General features: G+C 56.2%; 15 protein-coding genes and 1 other annotated feature. Of the genes, 12 read left to right on the top strand and 3 right to left on the bottom strand.

Annotation, left to right across the window (positions count from 1 at the left end):
• Position 1: 1 nt before the first annotated feature.
• Positions 2–3,040 carry a family 78 glycoside hydrolase catalytic domain gene (locus MJ257_RS09520; RefSeq protein WP_240269028.1) on the bottom strand — a complete coding sequence of 1,013 codons (3,039 nt, stop codon included), beginning with the start codon at positions 3,038–3,040 and terminating at the stop codon, positions 2–4.
• 233 nt (positions 3,041–3,273) lie between these two features.
• Positions 3,274–3,707 (top strand) — a binding site (T-box leader).
• 53 nt (positions 3,708–3,760) lie between these two features.
• Here MJ257_RS09520 and ileS point away from each other — a divergent pair.
• Together ileS and MJ257_RS09510 are read left to right on the top strand one after the other, a co-directional pair.
• Entirely contained in the window at positions 3,761–6,856 is a 3,096-nt protein-coding gene (gene ileS, locus MJ257_RS09515) for an isoleucine--tRNA ligase (RefSeq protein ID WP_240269027.1), read from the top strand.
• A 158-nt stretch (positions 6,857–7,014) separates the two neighbouring features.
• Positions 7,015–7,365: a DUF5665 domain-containing protein gene (locus MJ257_RS09510; RefSeq protein WP_240269026.1), complete on the top strand. Its 351-nt coding sequence runs from the start codon at positions 7,015–7,017 to the stop codon at positions 7,363–7,365.
• On the opposite strand, the gene MJ257_RS09505 is transcribed toward MJ257_RS09510, so the two are convergent.
• Complete coding sequence (locus tag MJ257_RS09505; protein WP_240269025.1) at positions 7,352–8,089, bottom strand: TraR/DksA C4-type zinc finger protein; 738 nt, start codon at positions 8,087–8,089, stop codon at positions 7,352–7,354. The two genes, MJ257_RS09510 and MJ257_RS09505, sit on opposite strands and share 14 nt — an antisense overlap.
• A gap of 211 nt (positions 8,090–8,300) precedes the next feature.
• Here MJ257_RS09505 and lspA point away from each other — a divergent pair, with 211 nt between their 5' ends.
• The 10 genes from lspA to pyrE all read left to right on the top strand — a co-directional run bounded on the left by lspA (position 8,301) and on the right by pyrE (position 21,253).
• On the top strand, positions 8,301–8,795 hold the full coding sequence (lspA, locus tag MJ257_RS09500; RefSeq protein ID WP_240269024.1) for a signal peptidase II: 495 nt from the start codon (positions 8,301–8,303) through the stop codon (positions 8,793–8,795).
• Positions 8,792–9,739, top strand: coding sequence for an RluA family pseudouridine synthase (locus tag MJ257_RS09495; protein WP_240269023.1), 948 nt, complete (start codon positions 8,792–8,794; stop codon positions 9,737–9,739). Before lspA ends, MJ257_RS09495 begins: the two co-directional genes overlap by 4 nt.
• Positions 9,740–9,907: 168 nt before the next feature.
• Complete coding sequence (locus MJ257_RS09490) at positions 9,908–11,161, top strand: LL-diaminopimelate aminotransferase (protein ID WP_240269022.1); 1,254 nt, start codon at positions 9,908–9,910, stop codon at positions 11,159–11,161.
• A 1,130-nt stretch (positions 11,162–12,291) separates the two neighbouring features.
• On the top strand, positions 12,292–12,837 hold the full coding sequence (pyrR, locus tag MJ257_RS09485; protein ID WP_270405959.1) for a bifunctional pyr operon transcriptional regulator/uracil phosphoribosyltransferase PyrR: 546 nt from the start codon (positions 12,292–12,294) through the stop codon (positions 12,835–12,837).
• 2 nt (positions 12,838–12,839) lie between these two features.
• Positions 12,840–13,751 (top strand): aspartate carbamoyltransferase catalytic subunit, encoded by a 912-nt coding sequence (locus MJ257_RS09480; RefSeq protein WP_240269021.1) that lies wholly within the window; start codon positions 12,840–12,842, stop codon positions 13,749–13,751.
• 87 nt (positions 13,752–13,838) lie between these two features.
• Complete coding sequence (gene pyrC / locus MJ257_RS09475; protein ID WP_240269020.1) at positions 13,839–15,146, top strand: dihydroorotase; 1,308 nt, start codon at positions 13,839–13,841, stop codon at positions 15,144–15,146.
• A gap of 52 nt (positions 15,147–15,198) precedes the next feature.
• Positions 15,199–16,335 (top strand): glutamine-hydrolyzing carbamoyl-phosphate synthase small subunit, encoded by a 1,137-nt coding sequence (gene carA, locus MJ257_RS09470; protein ID WP_240269019.1) that lies wholly within the window; start codon positions 15,199–15,201, stop codon positions 16,333–16,335.
• Between the two features lie 4 nt (positions 16,336–16,339).
• Complete coding sequence (gene carB / locus MJ257_RS09465; protein ID WP_240269018.1) at positions 16,340–19,552, top strand: carbamoyl-phosphate synthase large subunit; 3,213 nt, start codon at positions 16,340–16,342, stop codon at positions 19,550–19,552.
• Positions 19,553–19,837: 285 nt separating this feature from the next.
• Complete coding sequence (pyrF, locus tag MJ257_RS09460; RefSeq protein ID WP_240269017.1) at positions 19,838–20,605, top strand: orotidine-5'-phosphate decarboxylase; 768 nt, start codon at positions 19,838–19,840, stop codon at positions 20,603–20,605.
• A 3-nt stretch (positions 20,606–20,608) separates the two neighbouring features.
• Positions 20,609–21,253, top strand: coding sequence for an orotate phosphoribosyltransferase (pyrE, locus tag MJ257_RS09455; protein WP_240269016.1), 645 nt, complete (start codon positions 20,609–20,611; stop codon positions 21,251–21,253).
• Positions 21,254–21,372: 119 nt separating this feature from the next.
• Here pyrE and MJ257_RS09450 read toward each other — a convergent pair whose 3' ends face one another.
• On the bottom strand, positions 21,373–22,977 hold the full coding sequence (locus MJ257_RS09450) for an S-layer homology domain-containing protein (protein ID WP_240269015.1): 1,605 nt from the start codon (positions 22,975–22,977) through the stop codon (positions 21,373–21,375).
• Positions 22,978–23,192 lie beyond the last annotated feature (215 nt).

Below are 23,192 nucleotides of genomic sequence, written 5' to 3'. Positions count from 1 at the left end.
GTCAATTTCCAGAACCGGATGCCAAACGAATATGTTCGATCACGGCATCAACGCCTCCCGGGGGCTGAACCACGATATCGACGACGTCCGGGGAAACGATGCGCAGATGCATCCGGGCGGGGGGAGGCGGCATTTGTCCGTCTCCCGCGGTTACGCTCCCGGGACTCGGTGTCTCCAAGCGCCAGGAGATGTCGATTTTGCCGCCTCCCGGAACGGGAACTGACCCGCGAGCCCAGGACAATCCGCCGCAAGGCTGCGGTTCAACGAGGACGCGGCTCCAACCGGGCTCAAGGCAACGCACACCGAGGACGTAAGCGCCCAGGAAGTAGGCCGGCCCTGCGGACCAGGCATGGCAATGACTCCGGGTCAGCAGGTCGGGATTTGCTCGATTTTCCGAGAAGTTCGGATACATTTCCCAGCAGGTCGTAGCCCCCCAATCGATCATTTGCCCGTATTGGCGGCGAATGTCCTCGAGCATGACGTCCCATTCGCGCAGCTTGGCGAGCGCCTCGTAATAAAAGAAGGACATAAACGGGCTGCCGATTTGCACGAAGGCGCTGGGCGGCCGCAGAATATGGCTTTCGACGAAAGCGAGCCTACCGGTCTCGTCCCCGGCTTGTTCAGGAATTCCGCATAACAGCGCCACCACTTGCGTTTGAATGCTGAATATGTCTGAGAGCCGACCGTCCGCATGGATGCAGTCGAGATAGGCTTTTTTTTCCTCTGACCATAAATGCGTATTGATGGCGGCAGCCAAGCGGTTCGCCTGATCGGCGTAGAACGCTTTGGCTTCGTCATTGCCGAGAACTGACGCTAATGCGGCGGCGGACGACAGCGCTTTGACCAGGAACATGTTCTGGTGCGAAACGATGCCGTCGTTCGGCTGGTCCAGCGGAGCCCAATCCAACAGGTTCCAACTGCGAATCTGCAGTAATCCCCGGGCATCGAGCCGCCCTAAATAATGCTTAAGCGTGTATTCGATGTGGGGGAAGATATCCGTTGCAAAGGTTTTGTCCCCATTATGTCGATACAGCTCCAAGCAAGCGGTAATCCAGAAAAACGTCCAGTTCGGGATAACGCTGTTCCATCCGCTGGGCACCTGGTTAGCGTAAAACGGGGTTTGGAACTTTGAACCGGGAACCAATCGAAGGCAGCGTTCCACGATCCGGTCGGCCCCAAATAAATAATAGTTAACCAGCGCTTCATTTCGGGCATCGCCGACCCAAAAGGTTTGCTCGTACATCGGACAGTCAACGAAGGTATCCTCCATGCAAAGCCGGGTCGTATGTTGACTGATTTGCCAGATGTCATTCAAGCGCGGATCCGAAGACTGGAATTGCCCGATCTCGGCGATGGGATAATTGCTTTGCAGCATCCGTAGATAACGGATGCGAACGGGGGAAGCCGCGTTTCGTACGGTAACCTGGCAGTAACGCAGACCCCTCCGCACCGGAGAAGTATACTTGCGAAGTCCACCGGCACAGATATAACGAAGCGTATGGTCCAGTCCGTAGGTATCCTGGCGCCGGCCGTGATGCATAAATTCGAATCCGTACAAATCGAGAATCGCCCCTTCCGGCGCTTCTACTTCGAACTCGAAATACCCCGACAGTTCCTTGCCGAAGTCGATCACAAATTCGGTATCCGCGTCGGGATAGCAGGGGACTTCCGCAACATCGGGCCCGGGAATCACCGCGTGATGCAGCGAGCTAGGAATGGATAGGGGGACTTCATGCCTTTTCCACACGGAGAGGATAAAGACGTCTTCCCGGCTAACCAGCCCTTCGGGAACGGGACGCATCCAAGTCGTAAATCCCAGCAGACCTGCCGTATCCGAGATCCCTTTGGCCCGCACATAATCCGGATGACCTTCATCCATCGGCAGGTTCGGGAGATGATCGTAACGGATGCCGCCGTCGAAAGGACCAAGGGTGGCAAAGACGGAGGGATCGTCTATTTCGGCGGAGGGATTCGCCTGAAGGAACGAAAGGGGCGATAAGAACTCCAACGGCTCCTCCGCATCCACGGCAAAATGATACCCGCCTCCGTGCGTGCCTCCGCTCACGTCGATCAGCAAAAAATGGTCGCCCGGCTCGAGGTCAAGGCGGAGGAAGCGTTCGGGGGCTTCTCCCGTCAGCGAGTTCTCATCGTACCAAACTCCGTTCAGGCTGCAACCCCGAAAAGTCCCTCCGACATCGATCAACGCCAGCGTGGCCGTACAGCGCCGTTTACAACGTAGGACGGTAGTCAGCAACCCTAGGAATTCCACCGGGTTTGCCGTATCGGTACTCTCTTCATAAAAATGATTGCGCAGGTCGATCGCCGCGGTAAATTGCACGGGCGTGACCTTGCTGAGCTGTTCGACGCGCCGCGGATAAACGGGCTCTTCCGTCAAATAAGGAATGTCCCTCGTCACCGGCATTCCCCAAGGTTCGCATCCCGCCGGGCCGATGACGGTGGCCGGTTGCCACTCCGGCCCCGGCTTGAAATCCGCTTCGATCCAGGCGTCGTCCCAAAGCCGGGCATCGATTTTTTCGGCAAAAGCATGTTGACAGGACATTCTCGGGGAACGCCGGTCGTGACCTGGATGCGGAACGGTCAGCCATGTGTCGTCGGTCGCTGCCATCACCTGCCGGGCCGTGTCGGGGCCGGTGACGCGCTGGCCTTGTCCTTGGGCGGAAGAGCCGCTTTCAAGCTCCAATTGGGCCAGCAGCCCTCCGCGCCCCCGCAAATAATAAAAGTTACTGATGCCAAAATGCATAACCATGACGGCAATAGCATTGGTCTGTCCCGGTCTCAGCAGATGGCCGATGTCGTACTCGTCATAGGCTAGCCGAAACGGCCAGGATCGCGGAGGGCCTTGCCCAACCCGCTGTCCGTTGACGTATAACACGTATCTCGAATCCGCCGTTAGCTTAACACTTGCTCTGCCGCTATCGGCTCCCGGCCACGCAAACGTTTTGCGGAAACAAGTCCAATCGTTGCGCGGGCTGGCCTCGCCGGAATGCCAAATCCATTTTCCCTGCCAGAGAGTCTCCATCGGTATGCTCGCTCCTTTACACGTCGAGTGATATCCCTTTCATTATAAAAGAGGAGGCGAAGGAACAAAGGAGGGGAAAACGTACTAACGAGGGGGAGAACGGACATTTCAAGGGAAACCCTAGATTCGCTGCCGAATCATCTACTAGGTCTGCTTCGTGATCTAAGCCCGATGATGTTGACATGGGGGAGGCAATACGATATAACTATTTACATATTGTACTTGCATAATGGAATTATTCGATGATGGGAACCAGTACGCCGCGATTTTTGTTCCCCAGAGAGTTGGCACCCTGCTGAAAGCCAACGTTCAAAGCGCGGACGGAAGATCCTCCCGGAGAAGCAAAGCTGAACTCTTTTTAGTCGGATTTTCAGCACCGAGAAGGTTGGATGAAACTGGGACTGAGTAGTGGAGCGTAGCTGGAAGCTACGTGAGCAACGGAAGGCCCGGTTGAATTCAAGATTCGACGTCGAATTATCTACTTGATCTGCTTCGTGATCAAAATCCGATTTTAGTAAGCTTTGCCGGTTGTTGGCCGTTATACCGACCCCATATGAAGCGTATGGGATCAAGGTGTCATGCCTATTTGCGGCCTCGTCCAGACGGCGGCTGCGTTTGAAGCGCATGAAACAAGGGTGGTAACGCGAGCATAAGTCTCGTCCCTTTTAGGGGCGGGGCTTTTTCTTATTTTCCAGGCTTAATAAAGAAAGGAAGAGAAGCATGAAGAAAGTCGACGTGAAAGAAAATGCGCGTACGCGCGACTTGCGGATTCTGGACAAATGGAGCCGCGAAAATACGTTTAAACGGAGTATCGAAAACCGGGCGGGCCGGCCGAACTACGTCTTTTTTGAAGGACCGCCAACCGCCAACGGCTTGCCGCATATCGGGCACGTGCTGGGACGCGTCATCAAGGACTTCGTCGGCCGCTACCAAACGATGAAAGGCTACCGCGTCGTCCGCAAAGCGGGCTGGGATACGCACGGGTTGCCGGTCGAGCTGGGCGTGGAGAAGGAACTCGGCATCTCCGGCAAGCAAGAGATCGAGAAATACGGCATCGAGGAATTCGTGAAAAAATGTAAAGACAGCGTCTTCGGTTATGAGAAGCAATGGCGCGAATTTACCGAAGCGATTGCGTACTGGGTAGATCTCGACGATCCGTACATCACCCTGAACAACAGCTATATCGAAAGCGTGTGGAACATCCTGGCGACGATCCACGATAAGGGCTTGCTGTACCGCGGCCATCGCGTCAGCCCGTATTGCCCTTGCTGCCAAACGTCGCTAAGCTCCCACGAAGTGGCGCAAGGTTATGAGGACGTTAAGGATCTCAGCGCCACGGCCAAGTTCAAGCTGAACGACTCCGGCGAATATGTGCTGGCCTGGACGACCACGCCTTGGACGCTGCCGTCCCACGTGGCTTTGGCCGTAAATCCGGACATGGAATACGCCCGAGTGCAGCAGGAAGACGGCGTATACATCGTCGCCAAGAACCTGGTCGAGAAAGTGATGAAAGGCGATTATACGGTATTGTCGACGCATAAAGGTTCGGAATTCGTAGGCAAAACCTATACGCCGCCGTTCACCTACATTCAAGCCGATAACATCAACGTAATCGTTGGCGCATCGTTCGTCACCGACGCCAGCGGTACGGGGATCGTCCACATGGCTCCGGCGCATGGCGAAGACGACTACCGCGTCTGCCGGGAAAACGGCATCAGCTTCGTCAGCGTTGTGAACGGCCAAGGGCGTTATACCGATGTGGTTACCGATTTCGCCGGCCGGTTCGTGAAGGACTGCGACCTCGACATCGTCAAGATGTTGTCCGAGCAAGGAACGTTGTACAGCAAAGAGAAATACGAGCACAGCTATCCGTTTTGCTGGCGTTGTAAATCGCCGCTGCTGTACTATGCGATGGAGAGCTGGTTTATCGAAACGACCGCAGTTAAGGATCAGCTGATCGCCAACAACAATTCGGTCGACTGGTATCCGGGGCATGTCCGCGAGGGCCGGTTCGGCAAGTTCCTGGAAGAGCTGGTCGACTGGAACATCAGCCGGAACCGCTATTGGGGCACGCCGCTGAACGTGTGGGTTTGCCCGGATTGCGGCGGGCAGTTCGCGCCTCACAGCATCGCTGAGCTGCGCGAGCATGCGGTCGGCCATGTCAGCGAAGATCTGGAGCTGCATAAGCCGTACGTGGACGAAGTGAAGGTTCGTTGCCCGCACTGCGATGGCGGGGTGATGGAACGGACGAGCGAAGTCATCGACGTATGGTTCGACAGCGGTTCGATGCCGTTTGCGCAGCATCATTATCCGTTCGAGAACCAGGAGACGTTCGCGGAGCAATTCCCGGCGGACATGATCTGCGAAGGGATCGACCAAACGCGCGGCTGGTTCTACAGCCTGCTGGCCGTGTCCACGCTGTTTACCGGCAAAGCGCCGTACAAAGCCGTCATCGCCACCGGCCACGTGCTGGACGAAAACGGGCAAAAGATGTCCAAATCCAAAGGCAACGTCATCGATCCTTGGGAAATCATCAACGAGTTCGGCACGGACGCGTTCCGTTGGGCGCTCTTGTCCGACAGCGCGCCTTGGAACAGCAAACGGTTCTCTAAAGGGATCGTGGCCGAAGCCAAGTCCAAAGTGGTGGATACGTTAGTCAACACGCATGCGTTCCTGACACTGTACGCCGGCATCGACGGCTATAAACCTGAAGAGCACGCTTACCGTCCTTCGGAGAATAAGCTGGACCGCTGGATCCTGTCCCGCCTGAACAGCTTGATTCCGGTCGTAGATAAAGGCCTGGCGGTGAATGACTTCGTGAACTCCTCGCAAGCGATCGAAGGGTTCATCGACGAGCTGAGCAACTGGTATATCCGTCGTTCCCGAGACCGGTTCTGGGGGAGCGGCTTGAACGAGGATAAATTGTTTGCCTATCAGACGTTGACTCACGTGCTGCTGACGGTATCCAAGCTAATCGCGCCGTTCGCGCCAATGATCGCCGAGGATATTTACACCAACCTGGGCGGCGGGGAGAGCGTACACTTGGCTGATTATCCGCAGGCGGACGAATCGCTGATCGATCCGGCGTTGGAACAGGATATGGAGAGCGCGCGGCAGATCGTCGAGCTTGCCCGCAACGTCCGCAACGAGAGCGGCATCAAGACGCGCCAGCCGTTGTCCAGCCTGATCGTCTCCATGGACCGGGAGTTCGCGGTGAGCGAATATGAAGACATCATCAAGGAAGAAATCAACGTCAAGGCAATCGACATCGAAACGAGTGACAGCGGCTTCGTCGATTTCACGCTGAAGATGAACCTGAAGGTGGCCGGCAAGAAATACGGCAAAAACGTCGGGTTCCTGCAAGGATACCTGAAGAATCTTGCGCCGGAGCAAACCCGTGCGATCGTGGAGCAAGGCCAATTTACCATTCTTTCTCCGGAAGGCGAAGAGTTGGCGGTAACGGCGGACGAACTGCTCGTCGAAAAGCAGGCGAAACCGGGTTACGCTTCCGCTTCCGGTTATGGATTGACCGTAGCGCTCAATACGGATATCACGCCGGAGCTCGAGCAAGAAGGTTGGGTACGCGAAGTCGTACGCGCCGTGCAGGATACCCGCAAGAAGATGGATCTGCCGATCGAGAAACGGGTGCACCTCACTTTGGACGTCGACGACGAACTGAAAGCGGCCATCACTGCGTTTGAACACGTGCTGCGCGAGAACGTATTGATTACCGACGTCGCTTTCGGGAAAGCGCAAGGTCCTGCAGAGTCCGTGGACCTTGGCAGTAAGACGATTGCCATTTCGATTGACGCTTAAGTAGGTATTGAGGAGAAATGATGGATTCGCCTGAATGGAGCTTTTCCAGGAGGGCCATAATAGTAGCAATTGAAGCAAACGAGCCTGCGGTCTCCCTTGAAGGGGAACGGGCTCGTTTGTGTTTTAGGAAACTCTGGGGAGCAAAGGATGGGGTGTAAATGTCTCGTCGTAAACCGGCGCCCGAACCCGCGGCGGAGCCCTTGCCGGAAACGCCGGAAGAGCAGATGAACGCCATGTACCGCCTAACCCTGAACTGGACCAGGCAGCTAGAGAGGTCGCGCATCGCCGAATATACCGAATTGCTGAACCGCCCGTGGCGTTTGATTTGGCTGAACCTGTTGTCCGGCACGGCCCGGGGAGTTGGCGTGGCGATCGGCTTTACCTTTTTTGCAGCAACGATCATCTACATATTGCAGGGCTTGGGTGCGCTAAACCTTCCGATTATCGGCGATTATATCGCGGACATCGTACGCATCGTGCAAAGACAGCTGGAGCTTAATACTTATTAGAACCGGTTCCCAGCGAATCTTCGCTATCCAAATGCTCCGTGGCACTCATATGTTTCCGATAGACCCCGTTGCGGTAAAAACAAACGTTTTTGCCGTAGATATCGGTGGCAACGAAGGACTCATAAGGTTCAACGAATCCGTCAAGCTCTTCGGAGGCTTCGATCTCCATATCATTGTAGTCGTCGATTTCCGCATCCTCGGCCATGGCCGGCGAATTGGAGGTACCGAAGCTTTCGACGATCTGCCAGGCGTCTTCCCCGTCAAAGCCGTTTTGGTCATCTCGTTCATCCAGGCTCGTTCTTCCGAACGGAGGGGACAGGAAGATTTCCTCGATCGGCCGTTTGGCCGATACGAAGGTTTGCGGGCTATGCTCCTTGCAGTACGCCGTTTCCGGAATCGCGCTGAGTCGTTCGAAGCTGATGGGCTTGCCGCAAGTCGCACAGTAGCCGTAGCTGCCGTCCTCGATCCGTTCGAGCGCATCTTCGACCCGCGCCAGGTGCAGCTCATGATGTTCGGCTAGAGCGAGGTCTTTTCCCCGCTCATATACTTCCGAACCGAGGTCCCCGGGATGATTATCGATCGGGCTGAGCTCATTGGTATTATCGCGCATCGATTCATTCATTCCGTAATGGTCATTGTCCGACAACTGTTCGGTTAAAGCGGACTTGGTTTCCTGCAGTTTCGCGGTAAGCTCCGCGATCTGGGCTTTCGTCAAATGCGGCATGGGGTTGCTCCTTCCTTCCTGTGTCTAGAGCGGTGATTTGTAACGTCTCTCCTAGCCGTATTTTGTGCAGAACCATGACGAATTACCTAAGGAAAATCCTTTCGCGCATGGACGGGTCATTTCCGGCTGTGCTACAATATACAAGGCTTAGATGAGGAATATCCTGCCGCTTTTGTGCGGGTGGGAAATGAAAAACGAGGTGACTGACCGCGTGGTATATTTTTTGATTGCATTAATCGTTTTTCTGGTCGATCAAGGCACGAAATATTGGATTGCAACCGGAATGACGATCGGGGAACAGATCCCGGTGATCGGCGACTTTTTCCTGATTACTTCGCATCGGAACCGCGGCGCAGCGTTTGGTATTTTGCAGGATCAACGCTGGTTTTTTATCGTGGTGACCACGGTTGTGGTGATTGGGATCGTCTGGTATCTGCTTAAAGTGAGAAAACAGCCGAACAAGCTGCTGCCTGTAGCGTTGTCCCTGGTGCTAGGCGGAGCGATCGGCAATTTCCTGGATCGTGCCGTCAGCGGGGAAGTCGTTGATTTTCTGATGTTCAATTTCGGTTCGTACACGTTTCCGATTTTTAACGTAGCCGATTCGTGCATTGTCGTCGGCGTTGCTCTGATCATTTTGGATTCCCTGCTGGAGATGAGCCGGGAGAAGCAGGCTTCTGCTCATCAGGAGCATGAGGAAAACGTATGAGCCTGGACAGAACGGTAGAAGATTTCGAAGACGAGAAGCTCGAGTGGGTGGCTGGACCGGCCGACGCGAAGGAGCGAATCGATAAATATGCAAAAACGCAGCTGGGGGAGGAGGTCTCCCGCAGCCAGATTCAGCTGTGGATAGAATCGGGGAACCTGGTCGTGAACGATGCACCGGTCAAAGCGAATTACAAGCTGGCGGAAGGCGACCGGGTGATTCTGACCATACCGGAGGCGGAGCCGACGGAAATCGAGCCGGAAGACATTCCGCTCGATATTTGTTATGAAGACGGCGACGTCATCGTCGTCAACAAGGCGCGCGGCATGGTCGTGCATCCTGCCCCGGGCCATGCCTCCGGGACGCTGGTCAACGCCTTGATGCACCATTGCAAGGATTTGTCGGGCATCAACGGCGAGCTTCGGCCCGGGATCGTGCATCGCATCGACAAGGACACGTCGGGACTGATCATGGCGGCCAAGAACGATAAAGCGCATGCCTCCTTGGCGGCGCAGCTCAAGGCCCATACCGTGACGCGCAAATATTATGCCCTGGTGCACGGCAACGTCAGCCATGATCAAGGCACGGTGGATGCGCCGATCGGCCGCGACCCCCATGATCGCAAGATGTATACGGTGATCGAACGGAACAGCAAGCATGCGGTAACGCATTTTCAAGTCGTCGAACGGTTTGGGGACTATACGCTGCTCGAGCTCAAGCTGGAGACCGGACGAACGCATCAAATCCGCGTCCATATGAAGTTCATCGGCCATCCGCTGGTCGGAGACCCGCTTTATGGCCGCAGCAAAGGGATCAAAATGGACGGACAAGCGCTGCATGCCGCCGTGCTGGGGTTTGACCACCCTGATGACGGGCGGTATTTGGAATTCAGCGCGCCGATCCCCTTGGATATGGAAGCGGTGCTGCAATCGCTGAGAAACCGTTGATCAACGTATACAATGTTCACCTCCAGGAGACAGCTTGATCAAAAAGTACAAACGATCGGGTGATTAATCCATTCTCTAAATGGGCCGAATTCCTGCATATTTAAAGTGCGAGTTCGAACCATTCGAGAATGGATTTTTTCATGAATACGAAGGAGATGGACGTTTGATATGAGTACGCTGAATGGACAAGAAACGTATATTCAACAGCAATTTGCAGAGCGCATTGGCGGGGCGAATTACGGCAAAGACACCGCTATTTATAAATTCGAGAAAATCAAGCGCGCCAAAGCGGCGGCGAAGAAGGACTTTCCTGATCTCGAGCTGATCGACATGGGCGTCGGCGAACCCGACGACATGGCGGATGCCGGCATCGTGGCCAAGCTGGCGGAGGAAGCGGCCAAACGCGAGAACCGCGGCTACGCTGACAACGGAATTGCCGAATTCAAGGAAGCGGCGGCGAAGTACCTCCATGACGTCTTTGGTGTTGAAGGCATCGATCCGGTCTCGGAGGTGGTGCACTCGATCGGTTCGAAACCGGCGATCGCCATGCTGCCTTCCTGCTTCATCAATCCCGGGGATATCACGATTATGACCGTACCGGGCTATCCGATCATCGGAACGCATACGAAGTATTTGGGCGGCGAGGTTTATACGGTGCAGTTGACGGAGGAGAACGACTTCCTGCCGGATCTGGACGCGATTCCGGAAGAGATCGCGCGCAAGGCGAAGCTGATGTATTTGAATTACCCGAACAATCCGACGGGCGCCAGCGCGACGAAGGAGTTTTTTGCCAAAGTGGTGGAATGGGCGAAGAAATATCAAGTCGTTATCGTACATGATGCTCCTTATGCCGCGTTGACCTATGACGGCCTGAAGCCGCTGAGCTTCTTGTCTGTCCCGGGGGCGAAGGACGTGGGCGTCGAGCTGCACTCCTTGTCTAAGTCGTACAACATGACGGGATGGAGAATCGGGTTTGTTGCCGGCAATCCGCTGGTCGTTAAAGCGTTCAGCGACGTGAAGGACAATAACGATTCCGGCCAATTCATCGCGATCCAGAAAGCAGCGGCTTACGGGCTCGCCCATCCGGAAATCACGGAGCGCATCGCCGAGAAATATTCGCGCCGCCACGAGCTGCTGGTGAACGCACTAAACGATTTAGGCTTTAAGGCGAAGAAGCCGAAGGGATCGTTCTTCCTCTATGTGGAAGCGCCGAAGGGCGTGGAAGGCGGACCGACGTTTGCGACAGCCGAAGATTTCTCGCAGTTCCTAATCCGTGAGAAACTCATTTCCACCGTGCCGTGGGACGATGCAGGACATTTCGTGCGTTTCTCCGTCACGTTTATCGCCGACGGCGAGGATGAAGAGCGCCGCGTCATTTCCGAAATCAAACGCCGCCTAGGCGATTTGAAGTTTATTTTCTAGTAAAAATATACCAAAGGGCCTCTTGGGTTGATCCCAAGGGGCGTTTTTTTGTTTGGAGTGGATGATGTGGTTGCGAATGCTGCTGTTGGTGGTGATACGGGTGTTGTTGGAGTAGTTGATGCTGATGCTGCGCTGCTACTGGTGCTACTGCTGTTGTTGAGTAGGCGTTGATGTTGAGATTTGCTGGTGTTGATGTCGGTGCTGTTGAGGGCCGATCTGCCTTATGCTCTAACGCTGGCCAGAAAGCTTATTTCAGCGAAAATCGCAGGTTTTTACTTTTAACGCTTGCCAGCGAGCTTATTGAAGCAAAACCTACCTCGTTTACACCAAGAAATCGCAAATAAGCTCTCCTGTAAGCGTTACGTCGCAAAAGGCCGCATTTTTTCCCGAATAGCGTTTCTGATCAGCGTTAGATCACGTCTCCTCGTGCATTCGCCTCCCAAGCCCCCTCGTTCACTCGTCTCCCAAAGTTCCCTAATTCCCCGAATGCCCCAAATGCCCCAAATGCCCCAAATGCCCCAAATGCCCCAAATGCCCCGAATGCCCATCTCCCACAAGTCCGCTCGTCCTCCATGCCCCCGTCCCTCCCAAGCCCCTGTTCCCGCATTATGGCCTCGCCGTCATCCATCACCTATCACCTAGAGTCTTGGTTAAATATTCAGAATGTTAGGGCGTTTATGCAGTGATAAGGGAAGGGGAGGGGCACCGGCTAACCTGCTATAGATCAGGGATAAGCCGGGAAAACTCACAGTTGAATAAATATAACATTGTATGTATAATTATAAATATTCAACAACACAGCAGGCTTCCAACGGGGAGATGGAATGAACCTCAGCATCGGCACGTAACGATCTGGGCCGGGTGTCTTGACAGGCTAACCTCATTCTGTCATAATTCATGTAAACCATAAGCACCTTTAATTCAGTCCCGTGAGGCTGGCAAGGTAACGTGAATGGGGAATTGGGCGGACTTCGCTTATTTGCGGCGGTCCTCTATGTCCAAGACCTACATGACAGTCATAGGTATACTGTGGCTAAAGACTCCTTGCCTGGATTTCCGGCAAGGAGTTTTTTTATGCGCCTATCACGGACGATGCAAGGTGACCCTATCCCTTAAGGAGGTCGCAGGCTGTGAGCAACGAAAGTCATATCATAATGGACGAAACGGCGATTCGGAGGGCACTGACAAGAATTGCGCATGAAATTTTGGAACGAAACAAAGGTATCGAGGGGTGCGTGCTGGCCGGCATCAAAACAAGAGGCGTCTACCTCGCAAAGCGGTTGGCCGAACGCCTGGAGAGCATCGAAGGAACCGCCATTCCATGGGGCGAGCTTGACGTAACGAATTATCGCGACGATAAAGAGGAGCCCGCTCAAGCGAGCGCCAAAGCTACCTTCCCGGTATCGATTCAAGGCAAGAAAGTCATCTTGTTCGACGATGTGCTCTATACGGGCCGCACGATTCGGGCGGCGATGGACGCGATCATGGATTGCGGCCGTCCGGAGTCGATCCAACTGGCGGTGCTTGCCGACCGGGGACACCGGGAGCTGCCGATCCGAGCCGACTACATCGGCAAAAACGTGCCGACCTCGCGGGCGGAAGAAATCGAAGTGCTCTTGACGGAGCATGACGGCACCGATCTGGTTCGCATCCTGCAAGCACGGGAGGGGAACTAACGATGGCGCTGACCGCAACCGCTGTGAAGGAACGCAGCCTCCTCGGGCTGAAGGAATTAAGCGCCGCGGAAATTTCCGCGATTCTCGACCGGGCGGCTTATTGGGACGCAAGGGAAGAGAAGATGATTCCCGTACTGAAGGATCATTTCGTTGCGAATATGTTTTTCGAAAACAGTACGCGCACCCGCTTCTCGTTCGAGATGGCGGAGAAACGGCTGGGTGCCCAGGTGCTGAACTTCGCGGCAGCCGCCTCCAGTGTGGAGAAGGGCGAGTCGATTTACGACACGGTCCGTACGCTGGAATCGATGGGTATCGACGCCGGCGTGATCCGGTTGAAGCCGATCGGCATGCTGGAGGAGCTGGCCAAGCGGGTATCGGTGCCGCTCGTAAATGCCGGGGACGGCAACAACGAGCATCCGACGCAAGCGCTGCTGGATCTATATACGATGAAACAGCATTTCGGGGAACTTGGCGGGCTGAAGGTGTCGATCATCGGGGATATCAAGCATAGCCGGGTCGCACGCTCCAACTTGTGGGCGCTGCAAAAATTCGGCGCGGAAGTGAAGCTCTGCGCGCCGGACAATATGCAAGCCCCGGAATTGAGCGCGTATGCGCCTTATGTCCCGATGGACGAAGCGCTTTGCGCTGATGTGGTCATGATGCTGCGAGTGCAGCTGGAACGCCACGTCGGCGGGCTGATTAAGTCGGCCGAAGAATACCGTCTGCAATACGGCTTGACGGAGGAACGGGCTGCGGCCCTCGCGCCGCACGCGCTGATCATGCATCCGGCTCCGGTGAACCGGGGCGTCGAGATCGACGATGCGGTGGTCGAGCATCCGCAATCCCGGATTTTTAAGCAGATGCAGAACGGGGTTCCGATCCGCATGGCGGTAATGGAACGCGCTTTGCTGTAAACCGCGGCCGGGATAAAGGGTTGCTTCGAGCAGGACGACAGACGGAGTTTTCGGGTACGAACTTCAATCAGCGAGGAGAGATAAAACATGCGGCTGGTCATCATCAATGCCAATGTCTTGAATGAACAAGGGGAACAGGAATTATCCCAAATTACGATCGAGAACGGAATCATCGCGAAGGTCGAGAAAGCGGGCCAACTCGAGCAGGCCGGCTCGGAAGCCGGGACTGAGGTCATCGATGCCGGCGGGAAACTGGTGACGCCGGGATTCATCGATATGCACGTTCATTTGCGGGAACCGGGGTTTGAGCATAAGGAAACGATCGAAACCGGCTCGCGCTCGGCGGCTCAAGGGGGATTCACCACGATCGCCTGCATGCCGAACACCCGGCCGGTCACTGACAACCCGGACACGGTACGGTTTGTGTTGCAGAAGGCCGAGGAAGCCGGGCTGGTGAACGTGCTGCCTTATGCGGCGATCACCAAAAGCGAGCTTGGCCGCGAGCTGACGGACTTCGCCGCTTTGAAGGAAGCCGGCGCGATCGGCTTCACCGATGACGGCGTCGGCGTGCAAAACGCGCAAATGATGAAAGATGCGATGCGGCAGGCCGCTTCGCTGGGGATGCCGGTGATCGCCCATTGCGAGGATAACTCGCTGGTGGAAGGCGCACCGGTAGCTGAAGGGGAATTCGCCCGGAAGCACGGGTTGAAGGGAATTCCGAACGAATCCGAGGCGATTCATGTCGGGCGGGATATTTTGCTGGCGGAAGCGACCGGGGTTCACTACCATGTGTGCCACGTAAGCACGGAGCAGTCGATCCGGCTGATCCGCCAGGCAAAGCAAATCGGCATCAACGTCACCGCGGAGGTGTGCCCGCACCATCTGGTCTTGTCGGAGGAGGATATTCCCGGACTGGATGCCAACTGGAAAATGAATCCGCCGCTGCGCTCCCGCCGGGATGTGGAAGCTTGCATCGCCGCGCTGGAAGACGGCACGATCGACATTCTCGTGACCGACCATGCTCCGCACAGCGAAGAGGAGAAGGCGAAAGGCATGCAGTTGGCACCGTTTGGCATCGTTGGATTCGAGACGGCCTTCCCGCTGCTGTATACGAAGTTCGTCGCCACAGGCCGCTGGAGCCTGGCGATGCTGGTGCAGCGGATGACGGCCGATCCGGCCCGCGTGTTCGGCCTGGAGGCGGGACGTTTGGTTCCGGGGACTCCGGCCGACCTGGCGATCGTCGATCTGAACGCGGAGCGGACGGTTGATCCGGCCGCCTTCGCCTCGAAAGGACGCAATACACCGTTTACCGGATGGAAGCTGAAGGGCTGGCCCGTCGCAACCATCGTCAAAGGGAAACTGGTCTGGAACGATACGCTCGAACTAGCCCAATAATGGGCTAATGTGAATATAGTATTTCAGCTTATGGATAAAGGAGTGCTGCAGGATGCAGGCAAGATTATTGTTGGAAGACGGCACGCTGTTTACCGGGACCTCATTTGGGGCGGAAGGGGAGAAGACCGGCGAGGTCGTTTTTAATACGGGAATTACGGGATACCAAGAGGTGCTGTCCGATCCTTCCTACTGCGGGCAAATCGTCACGATGACGTACCCGCTGATCGGAAACTACGGCATTTCGCGCGACGACTTCGAATCCATCGCACCGTCGATCCACGGCTTTGTCGTACGCCGCTATGAACCGACTCCAAGCAACTGGCGGGCTCAATACAATTTGGGCGACCTGCTGAAGGAATACGGCATTCCCGGCATTACCGACATCGATACGCGCATGCTGACGCGCCTTATCCGCCATCAAGGAACGATGAGGGGGATTTTGACCACCTCGACGAAATCGGTGGACGAATTGAAGGAAATGATGCTGGCCACCAGCATCGCCGAGCTGCGCAATCAAGTGGCGCAAACCTCGACGCACCATGTCTACAGCAGTCCGGGGTCCAAGGAACGGATCGTGCTGGTCGACTTCGGGGCAAAAAGCGGGATTCTACGCGAGCTGAACAAACGCGATTGCGACGTCGTGATCGTGCCGCATAACACGACCGCGGACGAAATCCGCCGCTTGCACCCGGACGGCATCCAGCTGTCCAACGGACCTGGGGACCCGAAAGACGTCCCGTATGCGGCGAAGATGATCGCCGAGCTGCTCGGGGAGTATCCGATTTTCGGGATTTGCTTAGGCCACCAGCTGTTCGCCTTGGCCTGCGGCGCCGATACGGAGAAGTTGAAATTCGGCCATCGCGGCGGCAACCATCCCGTGAAAGAGCTGGCTTCCGGCCGCTGCTACATTACGTCGCAGAACCACGGCTACACCGTAAACGAAGCGTCCGTCGCCGGAACCGAACTGGAAGTGACGCACATCAACAATAACGACAAAACGATCGAAGGACTAAAACATAAGAAATACCCGGCCTTTTCCGTACAATATCATCCGGAGGCGGCTCCGGGACCCTACGACAACAGCTACTTGTTCGACCGGTTCATCGAGATGATCCGCGAGCACAAGCGGCAGAACCCGCAAAAACCCCGCCAAGCCGAACTGATGGCCGCGGCGAAAGGAGAACTGTAAACCTATGCCGATCAACAAAGACCTTAAGAAAATTCTCGTCATCGGCTCCGGACCCATCGTCATCGGCCAAGCGGCCGAGTTCGATTACGCCGGAACGCAAGCCTGCCAGGCGCTGAAAGAAGAAGGCGTCGAGGTGGTGCTGATCAACAGCAACCCGGCGACGATCATGACCGATACGAACATGGCCGACAAGGTTTACATCGAACCGATCACGCTGGAATTCGTGACGCAAATCATCCGTCAGGAGCGGCCGGACGGCTTGCTTCCGACGCTCGGCGGGCAAACCGGCCTGAACATGGCGGTCGAGCTGGCCAGAGCGGGCGTACTGGAGCGCGAAAACGTGAAGCTCCTCGGCACGCAGCTGACTTCGATTGAAAAAGCGGAGGACCGCGATCTGTTCCGCGAGCTGATGCGCGAGCTGGAGCAGCCGGTACCGGAGAGCACCATCATCACCACGGTGGATGAAGCGCTGCAATTCGCCGATGAGATCGGCTATCCGGTCATCGTCCGTCCGGCGTATACGCTGGGCGGTACCGGCGGCGGGATCTGCGCCACGGTAGAGGAGCTGCGCGAGACCGTAGCCTCCGGCATCCGCTACAGCCCGATCGGCCAATGCTTGATCGAGAAATCCATCGCCGGCATGAAGGAAGTCGAATACGAAGTGATGCGCGATGCCAACGACAACTGCATCGTCGTCTGCAACATGGAGAACTTCGACCCGGTAGGCGTACATACCGGGGATAGCATCGTCGTCGCGCCGAGCCAAACGCTCTCCGACCGCGAATACCAGATGCTGCGTTCGGCCTCGCTCAAGATCATCCGGGCGCTGAACATCGAAGGCGGCTGCAACGTGCAGTTCGCGCTGGATCCGCAAAGCTTCCAGTATTACGTCATCGAAGTGAATCCGCGGGTTAGCCGTTCGTCGGCGCTCGCGTCGAAAGCGACGGGGTACCCGATCGCGAAAATGGCGGCCAAAATCGCGATGGGTTATACGCTCGACGAAATCGTCAACCCGGTAACGGGGCAGACTTACGCCTGCTTCGAGCCGACGCTCGACTACATCGTCAGCAAAATCCCGCGTTGGCCGTTCGATAAGTTCGTCCACGCCAACCGCAAGCTGGGTACGCAAATGAAAGCGACCGGCGAAGTGATGGCCATCGGCCGGACGTTTGAAGAGTCGATCCACAAAGCGGTCCGGTCGCTCGAGATCGGTACGCATCGCTTGTACCTGAAAGGCGCGGAGAAGATCGACGAGGAAACGCTGAACAACCGCCTGACCAAGGCGGACGACGAGCGGCTGTTCCTGATTGCCGAAGCGTTCCGCCGCGGCTACAAGCTGCAGCAAATTCATGACCTGACCGGAATCGACTGGTGGTTCCTCGACAAAATCGAACGCTTGGTGGAATTCGAGAAGACGATTGCGGAAGAAGAGTTCTTTTCCTACGAAACGCTGTACGAGGCGAAGCGCTTAGGATTTACCGACCGGGCGATCGCCGAGCTGCGCGCCGCCGGCCAACCGTCCGGCACGCACCGGACCGAAGCGGAAGTGAGAAGCTTCCGCAAGGAGCACGGGTTGAAGCCGGTGTACAAAATGGTTGATACGTGCGCGGCCGAATTCGAAGCATCCACGCCTTACTACTACTCGACCTATGAAACGGAAAACGAAGTCGTCCAAACCGACAAGGAGAAGATCGTCGTGCTTGGCTCCGGACCGATCCGCATCGGGCAAGGGATCGAGTTCGACTACTCGACGGTGCATGCGGTCTGGGCGATTCAAAAGGCCGGTTACGAAGCGGTCATCATCAATAACAATCCGGAGACGGTATCCACCGACTTCAATACGTCGGATCGCCTGTACTTCGAGCCCTTGTTCTTCGAGGACGTGATGAACGTGATCGAAGAGGAGAAACCGGTGGGCGTGATCGTCCAGTTCGGCGGCCAAACGGCGATCAACCTGGCGGCTCCGCTGCAAGCGGCGGGCGTGCGCATCCTCGGCACCTCGCTCGAGAGCATCGACGAAGCGGAAGACCGCAAGAAATTCGAAGCGCTCTTGTCGAAGCTGGACATCGCGCAACCGAAAGGCAGCACGGTAACCTCGGTGGAGGAAGCGGTGGGAACGGCTCAATCCCTCGGCTATCCGGTGCTGGTCAGACCGTCGTACGTGCTCGGGGGCCGGGCGATGGAAATCGTCTACTCCGACGAGGAATTGCTGCGCTACATGGAAGAAGCGGTGAACATTAATCCGCAGCATCCGGTGCTGATCGACCGCTACATGCTGGGCAAGGAAGTGGAAGTCGACGCCATCAGCGACGGAGAGACGGTGCTCATCCCGGGGATCATGGAGCATATCGAACGCGCCGGCGTTCACTCGGGCGACTCGATCGCGGTGTATCCGCCGCAGCATCTGTCGGCGGAATTGAAAGAGAAAATCGTCGAGATCACGGTTAAAATCGCCCGCGAGCTGAAGACGATCGGCCTGGTGAACATCCAGTTCGTCATCTACAAAAATGAAGTGTACGTCATCGAAGTCAACCCGCGTTCATCCCGGACGGTACCGTTCCTGAGCAAGGTGACGAACATTCCGATGGCGAACGTGGCGACCCAATGCATTCTTGGCGCGAAGCTCAGCGATCTTGGCTACCAAAACGGCCTATGGCCGGAAAGCGCTCAGGTTGCCGTCAAGGTGCCGGTGTTCTCCTTCGCCAAGCTGCGCCGCGTCGAGCCGACACTTGGACCGGAAATGAAATCGACGGGTGAGGTCATGGGCCGCGATCCGCAATATGCCAAAGCGCTGTATAAAGGTTTGATCGGCGCGGGCATGAAGATCCCTGCGACCGGTGCGATCATCGCCACGGTGGCCGATAAAGATAAGCAGGAAGCGGTTGATCTGCTGCGCGGCTTCTACCGCCTAGGCTACAAGATTATCGCTACGGACGGCACGGCTTCCGCGCTGATCGAAGCGGGTATCCACGTGACGACGGTCTACAAGCTGTCCGAAGGGGTGCCGAACATTCTGGATCTCATCCGGAACGGCGAAGCTCACTTCGTCATCAATACGCTGACCAAAGGCAAAGAGCCGGAACGCGACGGCTTCCGCATCCGCCGGGAAGCGGTGGAGAACGGCGTCGTCTGCATGACCTCGCTGGATACGGTCCGCGCGCTGCTGGAGATGCTGGAGACGATCAACTTCTCCTCGCAAGCCATGCCTGCGCTTTAGAGGAAGTTCAAAAAGTCGGCTTTTTGATCGCGAAGAGGTGTTTTGAAACCCAACGGAAAGCTAACGGACACCAGGAACGATATTGTTCCGGTGTTGGGGAGCTTTCGATTCTAACGGACCGAGGAGCCCTTATTTCGGGCAAAACCAACAAGATTAACCCCTTGAGGTATAATAAGGTCTCTGGAGTCCGTTACAACGGGAAAAAACGGGGAAATGAGCAAATAAGGTCCATACGGTCTGTTAGTTTGGGTTAATTGAAAAATAAAGCGGCGGCTCGGAAGCATCATGCTTCGGAGCCGCCAGTATGAATGGAGGAGAGCGGATTTGCGTTCGTTTGAAGAAGCGGCCGGGAAACTGATCGTCGGCCTGGACTTTCCCGATGCGGACCAGGCGCGGAAACTGCTGAAGGAGCTGGAGGGGATTCCCTGCTACATGAAGGTGGGGCTGCAGCTGTTTTATGCGGCCGGTCCGGATTTGATCCGCGAGTTGAAGCAGCGGGGCTACTCCGTTTTTCTAGACGTGAAGATGCATGACATCCCGAACACGGTCAAAGGCGGAGCGAACAGCGTCACGAAACTGGGCGTGGATCTGTTTAACGTGCATGCGGGAGGCGGGCTGGACATGATGAAGGCAGCCCGAGAGGGTGCGCTGGCAGCCCTCGAGAGCGACAGCTCGCTGACGATGCCGAAGATCATCGCGGTGACGCAGTTGACCAGCACGAGCCGCCGAGTGATGAACGAGGAAATCGGCATCCCGGGCGAAGTGGAGGGAGCTGTCGTGCATTATGCGGAGGTGGCTCGTCAAGCCGGGCTGGACGGCGTTGTCGCTTCGCCTCTTGAGGTGACGGCGATTAAAGCGCAATGCGGACAAGCTTTCTTGACGGTGACGCCGGGCATTCGCCCGGCGAACAGCCCGCAAGGCGATCAATCGCGCACGTTAACTCCAGGTGAGGCGATGGCGCAAGGGACGGATTATATCGTCGTTGGCCGGCCGATCATCGCTGCCCCCAATCCGCGAGAAGCGGCGGAATCGATCATTAAGGAGATGATGTAAGACATGACGAATACCCAATCGGTAGAAGCGCAAATTGCCGGGAGTCTGCTGGACATCGGAGCGGTGGCGCTCCGTCCGCATCAGCCGTTCACCTGGACCTCGGGCATCAAATCGCCGATATACTGTGACAACCGGCTCACGATGTCGTACCCGGAGATCCGTGATTTGATCGCCGAATCGTTCGCGGCCATGATCCGCAAGACCTACCCCGAAGCCGAAGTGATTGCCGGAACGGCGACGGCAGGCATCCCGCACGCGGCGTTCACTTCGCAGAAGCTGGGTCTGCCGATGGCCTACATTCGCGACAAGGCCAAAGGGCATGGCAAAGAGAATCAAATCGAAGGTTTGATTAAGCCGGGGCAGAAAGTCGTCGTCATCGAGGATTTGATCTCCACCGGCGGCAGCTCGATCAAGGCGGCGCAAGCCGTGCGCGAAGCCGGAGCGGAGCCTTTGGCTGTACTGGCGATTTTCAGCTACCAGCTGGACAAAGCCGTGCAGGCATTTGCCGATGCGGGTATCACGCTGCAAACCCTGTCCAACTATACGGCGCTGATCGACGTCGCCGTGAAGCGCGGCGATATTCAAGCGGAAGACCTCGAGCTTCTGCGGTCTTGGCGGCAGGACCCGGCGTCGTTCGGCAACGCGTAAGCGATTCATTAAACAAGGAGCAGCCCGATCTTAGGATTTGGGCTGCTTTTTTAATTGCGCACAAAATAAGACCACCGATGAGAAGCGAGTTCGCCTTTTGTCATCGGGGGTCTCTTTTTCTACTTAAACGAAAATCCCTCGTATTTCTCCGCATTCTTCAAGCTAGTCCATACGTCCGGCGAATCCCCGCCGATATGCCAGTAGGCATACCCGGCAACGCCGTATTTGGCCCCCAGCTGGTATTTCTCGGATAGGGAACGGGCATCTTCCAGCCAAATCTTGTGCAACGTGCCGTTCTTACGGTATTCCATGGTGTATTGGCCAGCCGCATCGTTCCATTTGGGCGTACCGCCGTATTGGGTGATCCGATTATTTTGCTCGGGGAGAGAGACGTCCTCCGACGATAGCGTGGTCCCGCTGCCGCTGAGGCTCCAATCCCGCGTGTACAGCGGCATCCCGAGAATGAGCTTATCCGCTGGAATTTTTGCGAGCAGCTTATCAAGGTGTTTCTGCACCCAGCCGAGCGATGCGACCGAACCGGCGGTATATCCGCTCCAGTGCTCGTCGTAGGCCATAATCACCGAGTAATCGGCGCTCTTGGCCAATTCGGCGTAGTCGTACGCATCCGACCAGTCGCTGCCGAGATCCGGCGGCAGATCGACGGACAGCACGGCCGAGACCGAATGCAGTTCCTTAGCCAGGTTGGCGATGAAGGCGGTAAACAGGTCCCGATCGGCAGCCGCGACGTTCTCGAAATCCACGTTGATGCCGTTCAGCCCATATTTTTGAACATAAGACTTCAAGCTTTGAATCGCGTCCGCGGAAAGGGAGCCGGAAGCAAGCAACTTGTGCGTCGTTTCCTGATCAAAACGGTTGCCTACCATGGCCCATACCTGTTTGCCGTTATTTTTGGCCCAGGTTGCTAGAGAAGGAACGCTGGAGTCGGAGATCTTGCCGGTTTTTTCGAGAAAATACCACCTCGGCGCCAGCACGTTCACGCTCGATTGCAGTATCGACTTCTGATAAGCTTCGTTCGATTGGCCGTATTGCCAGCCGATTTGGACCGGAGCCGGATGGGCGGTAGCCGCGATTGCCTCGGTCCAGCGGTAGTCCTGCAGCAGGCGATCCAAGATGACGGCCGTCTCCTGGCGCGTGATCGCCTGCGCCGGATAGAACATTCCGCTGCTTCCTTGCATCAGTCCCAGCTGCGATATGGAGCCGATGTACGGCTTGGCCCAAACCGCGATCGCCGCCTCGTCCTTGTAGCCGGTCTGTACGCTAGCGGCTGCCGGCGTTTGCTTCAGCGCCCGGACCAGCCAAGCGGCGGCCTCCTGGCGGGTTAGCGGTTGATCGGGCTTGAAAAGGCCGTCGCCCATTCCTTCGGTTAGGCCCAGCTCGGTAGCCGCCTGGATCGTGCCGTAATACCAGGAGGTCTTCGGCACGTCGCGATAAGCCGGAACGGCGGATGCCGCCGGTTCCACCCGAAAGATCCGCGTCAGTGTGGTCATAAATTCCGCCCTCGTAATCGAGCGGGTGGGGGAAAACAAAGACTCGGACGTTCCTTTCATCACATTATCGGCATGTAAGCGAATAATTGCGTCTTGGGCATAGCTGGCCGAGATGTCGGTATACGGCAGTTTGTCGGCGGCGGCCGGCTCTAGCCGGAAAACGGCCGCAGCAAGCAGCAGCGATGCCGCCAGTAGAGTGGGTATCATTTTTTTCATGAAGTAGTTCTCCTTGCCGATTCTAGTAGAATTCTCCTTTATTCTAACAGAATTGTAACCTAGCATCAGCGCATAAAATCTGGAAAGAAAAAGAACGAATTCGTTAATTCCGTTGTAACTTTTTGCCATAGTATTTCGTTTATAATGCAAGACGTAAATGAATTGCTAGACAAGGCCAAGAAGACCAAGAAGAGGCAGAATCACAAATTAGGGAA

The organism is Paenibacillus timonensis, assembly GCF_022427145.1.
Lineage (GTDB): Bacteria > Bacillota > Bacilli > Paenibacillales > Paenibacillaceae > Fontibacillus > Fontibacillus timonensis.
Note: the sequence above shows the minus strand (reverse complement) of the source record. Positions and strands in the feature narration are given on the sequence as shown.

What these genes read in the sequence shown, in the direction of transcription:
- pyrE (WP_240269016.1), top strand. Translation starts at nt 20,609, where the DNA reads ATGACGAATACCCAATCGGTAGAAGCGCAAATTGCCGGGAGTCTGCTG.
- MJ257_RS09505 (WP_240269025.1), bottom strand. Translation starts at nt 8,089, where the DNA reads ATGCCGCATTTGACGAAAGCCCAGATCGCGGAGCTTACCGCGAAACTG.
- carA (WP_240269019.1), top strand. Translation starts at nt 15,199, where the DNA reads ATGCAGGCAAGATTATTGTTGGAAGACGGCACGCTGTTTACCGGGACC.
- pyrF (WP_240269017.1), top strand. Translation starts at nt 19,838, where the DNA reads ATGCTTCGGAGCCGCCAGTATGAATGGAGGAGAGCGGATTTGCGTTCG.
- ileS (WP_240269027.1), top strand. Translation starts at nt 3,761, where the DNA reads ATGAAGAAAGTCGACGTGAAAGAAAATGCGCGTACGCGCGACTTGCGG.
- pyrC (WP_240269020.1), top strand. Translation starts at nt 13,839, where the DNA reads ATGCGGCTGGTCATCATCAATGCCAATGTCTTGAATGAACAAGGGGAA.
- carB (WP_240269018.1), top strand. Translation starts at nt 16,340, where the DNA reads ATGCCGATCAACAAAGACCTTAAGAAAATTCTCGTCATCGGCTCCGGA.
- MJ257_RS09495 (WP_240269023.1), top strand. Translation starts at nt 8,792, where the DNA reads ATGAGCCTGGACAGAACGGTAGAAGATTTCGAAGACGAGAAGCTCGAG.
- MJ257_RS09450 (WP_240269015.1), bottom strand. Translation starts at nt 22,977, where the DNA reads ATGAAAAAAATGATACCCACTCTACTGGCGGCATCGCTGCTGCTTGCT.
- MJ257_RS09480 (WP_240269021.1), top strand. Translation starts at nt 12,840, where the DNA reads ATGGCGCTGACCGCAACCGCTGTGAAGGAACGCAGCCTCCTCGGGCTG.
- MJ257_RS09510 (WP_240269026.1), top strand. Translation starts at nt 7,015, where the DNA reads ATGTCTCGTCGTAAACCGGCGCCCGAACCCGCGGCGGAGCCCTTGCCG.
- MJ257_RS09520 (WP_240269028.1), bottom strand. Translation starts at nt 3,040, where the DNA reads ATGGAGACTCTCTGGCAGGGAAAATGGATTTGGCATTCCGGCGAGGCC.
- MJ257_RS09490 (WP_240269022.1), top strand. Translation starts at nt 9,908, where the DNA reads ATGAGTACGCTGAATGGACAAGAAACGTATATTCAACAGCAATTTGCA.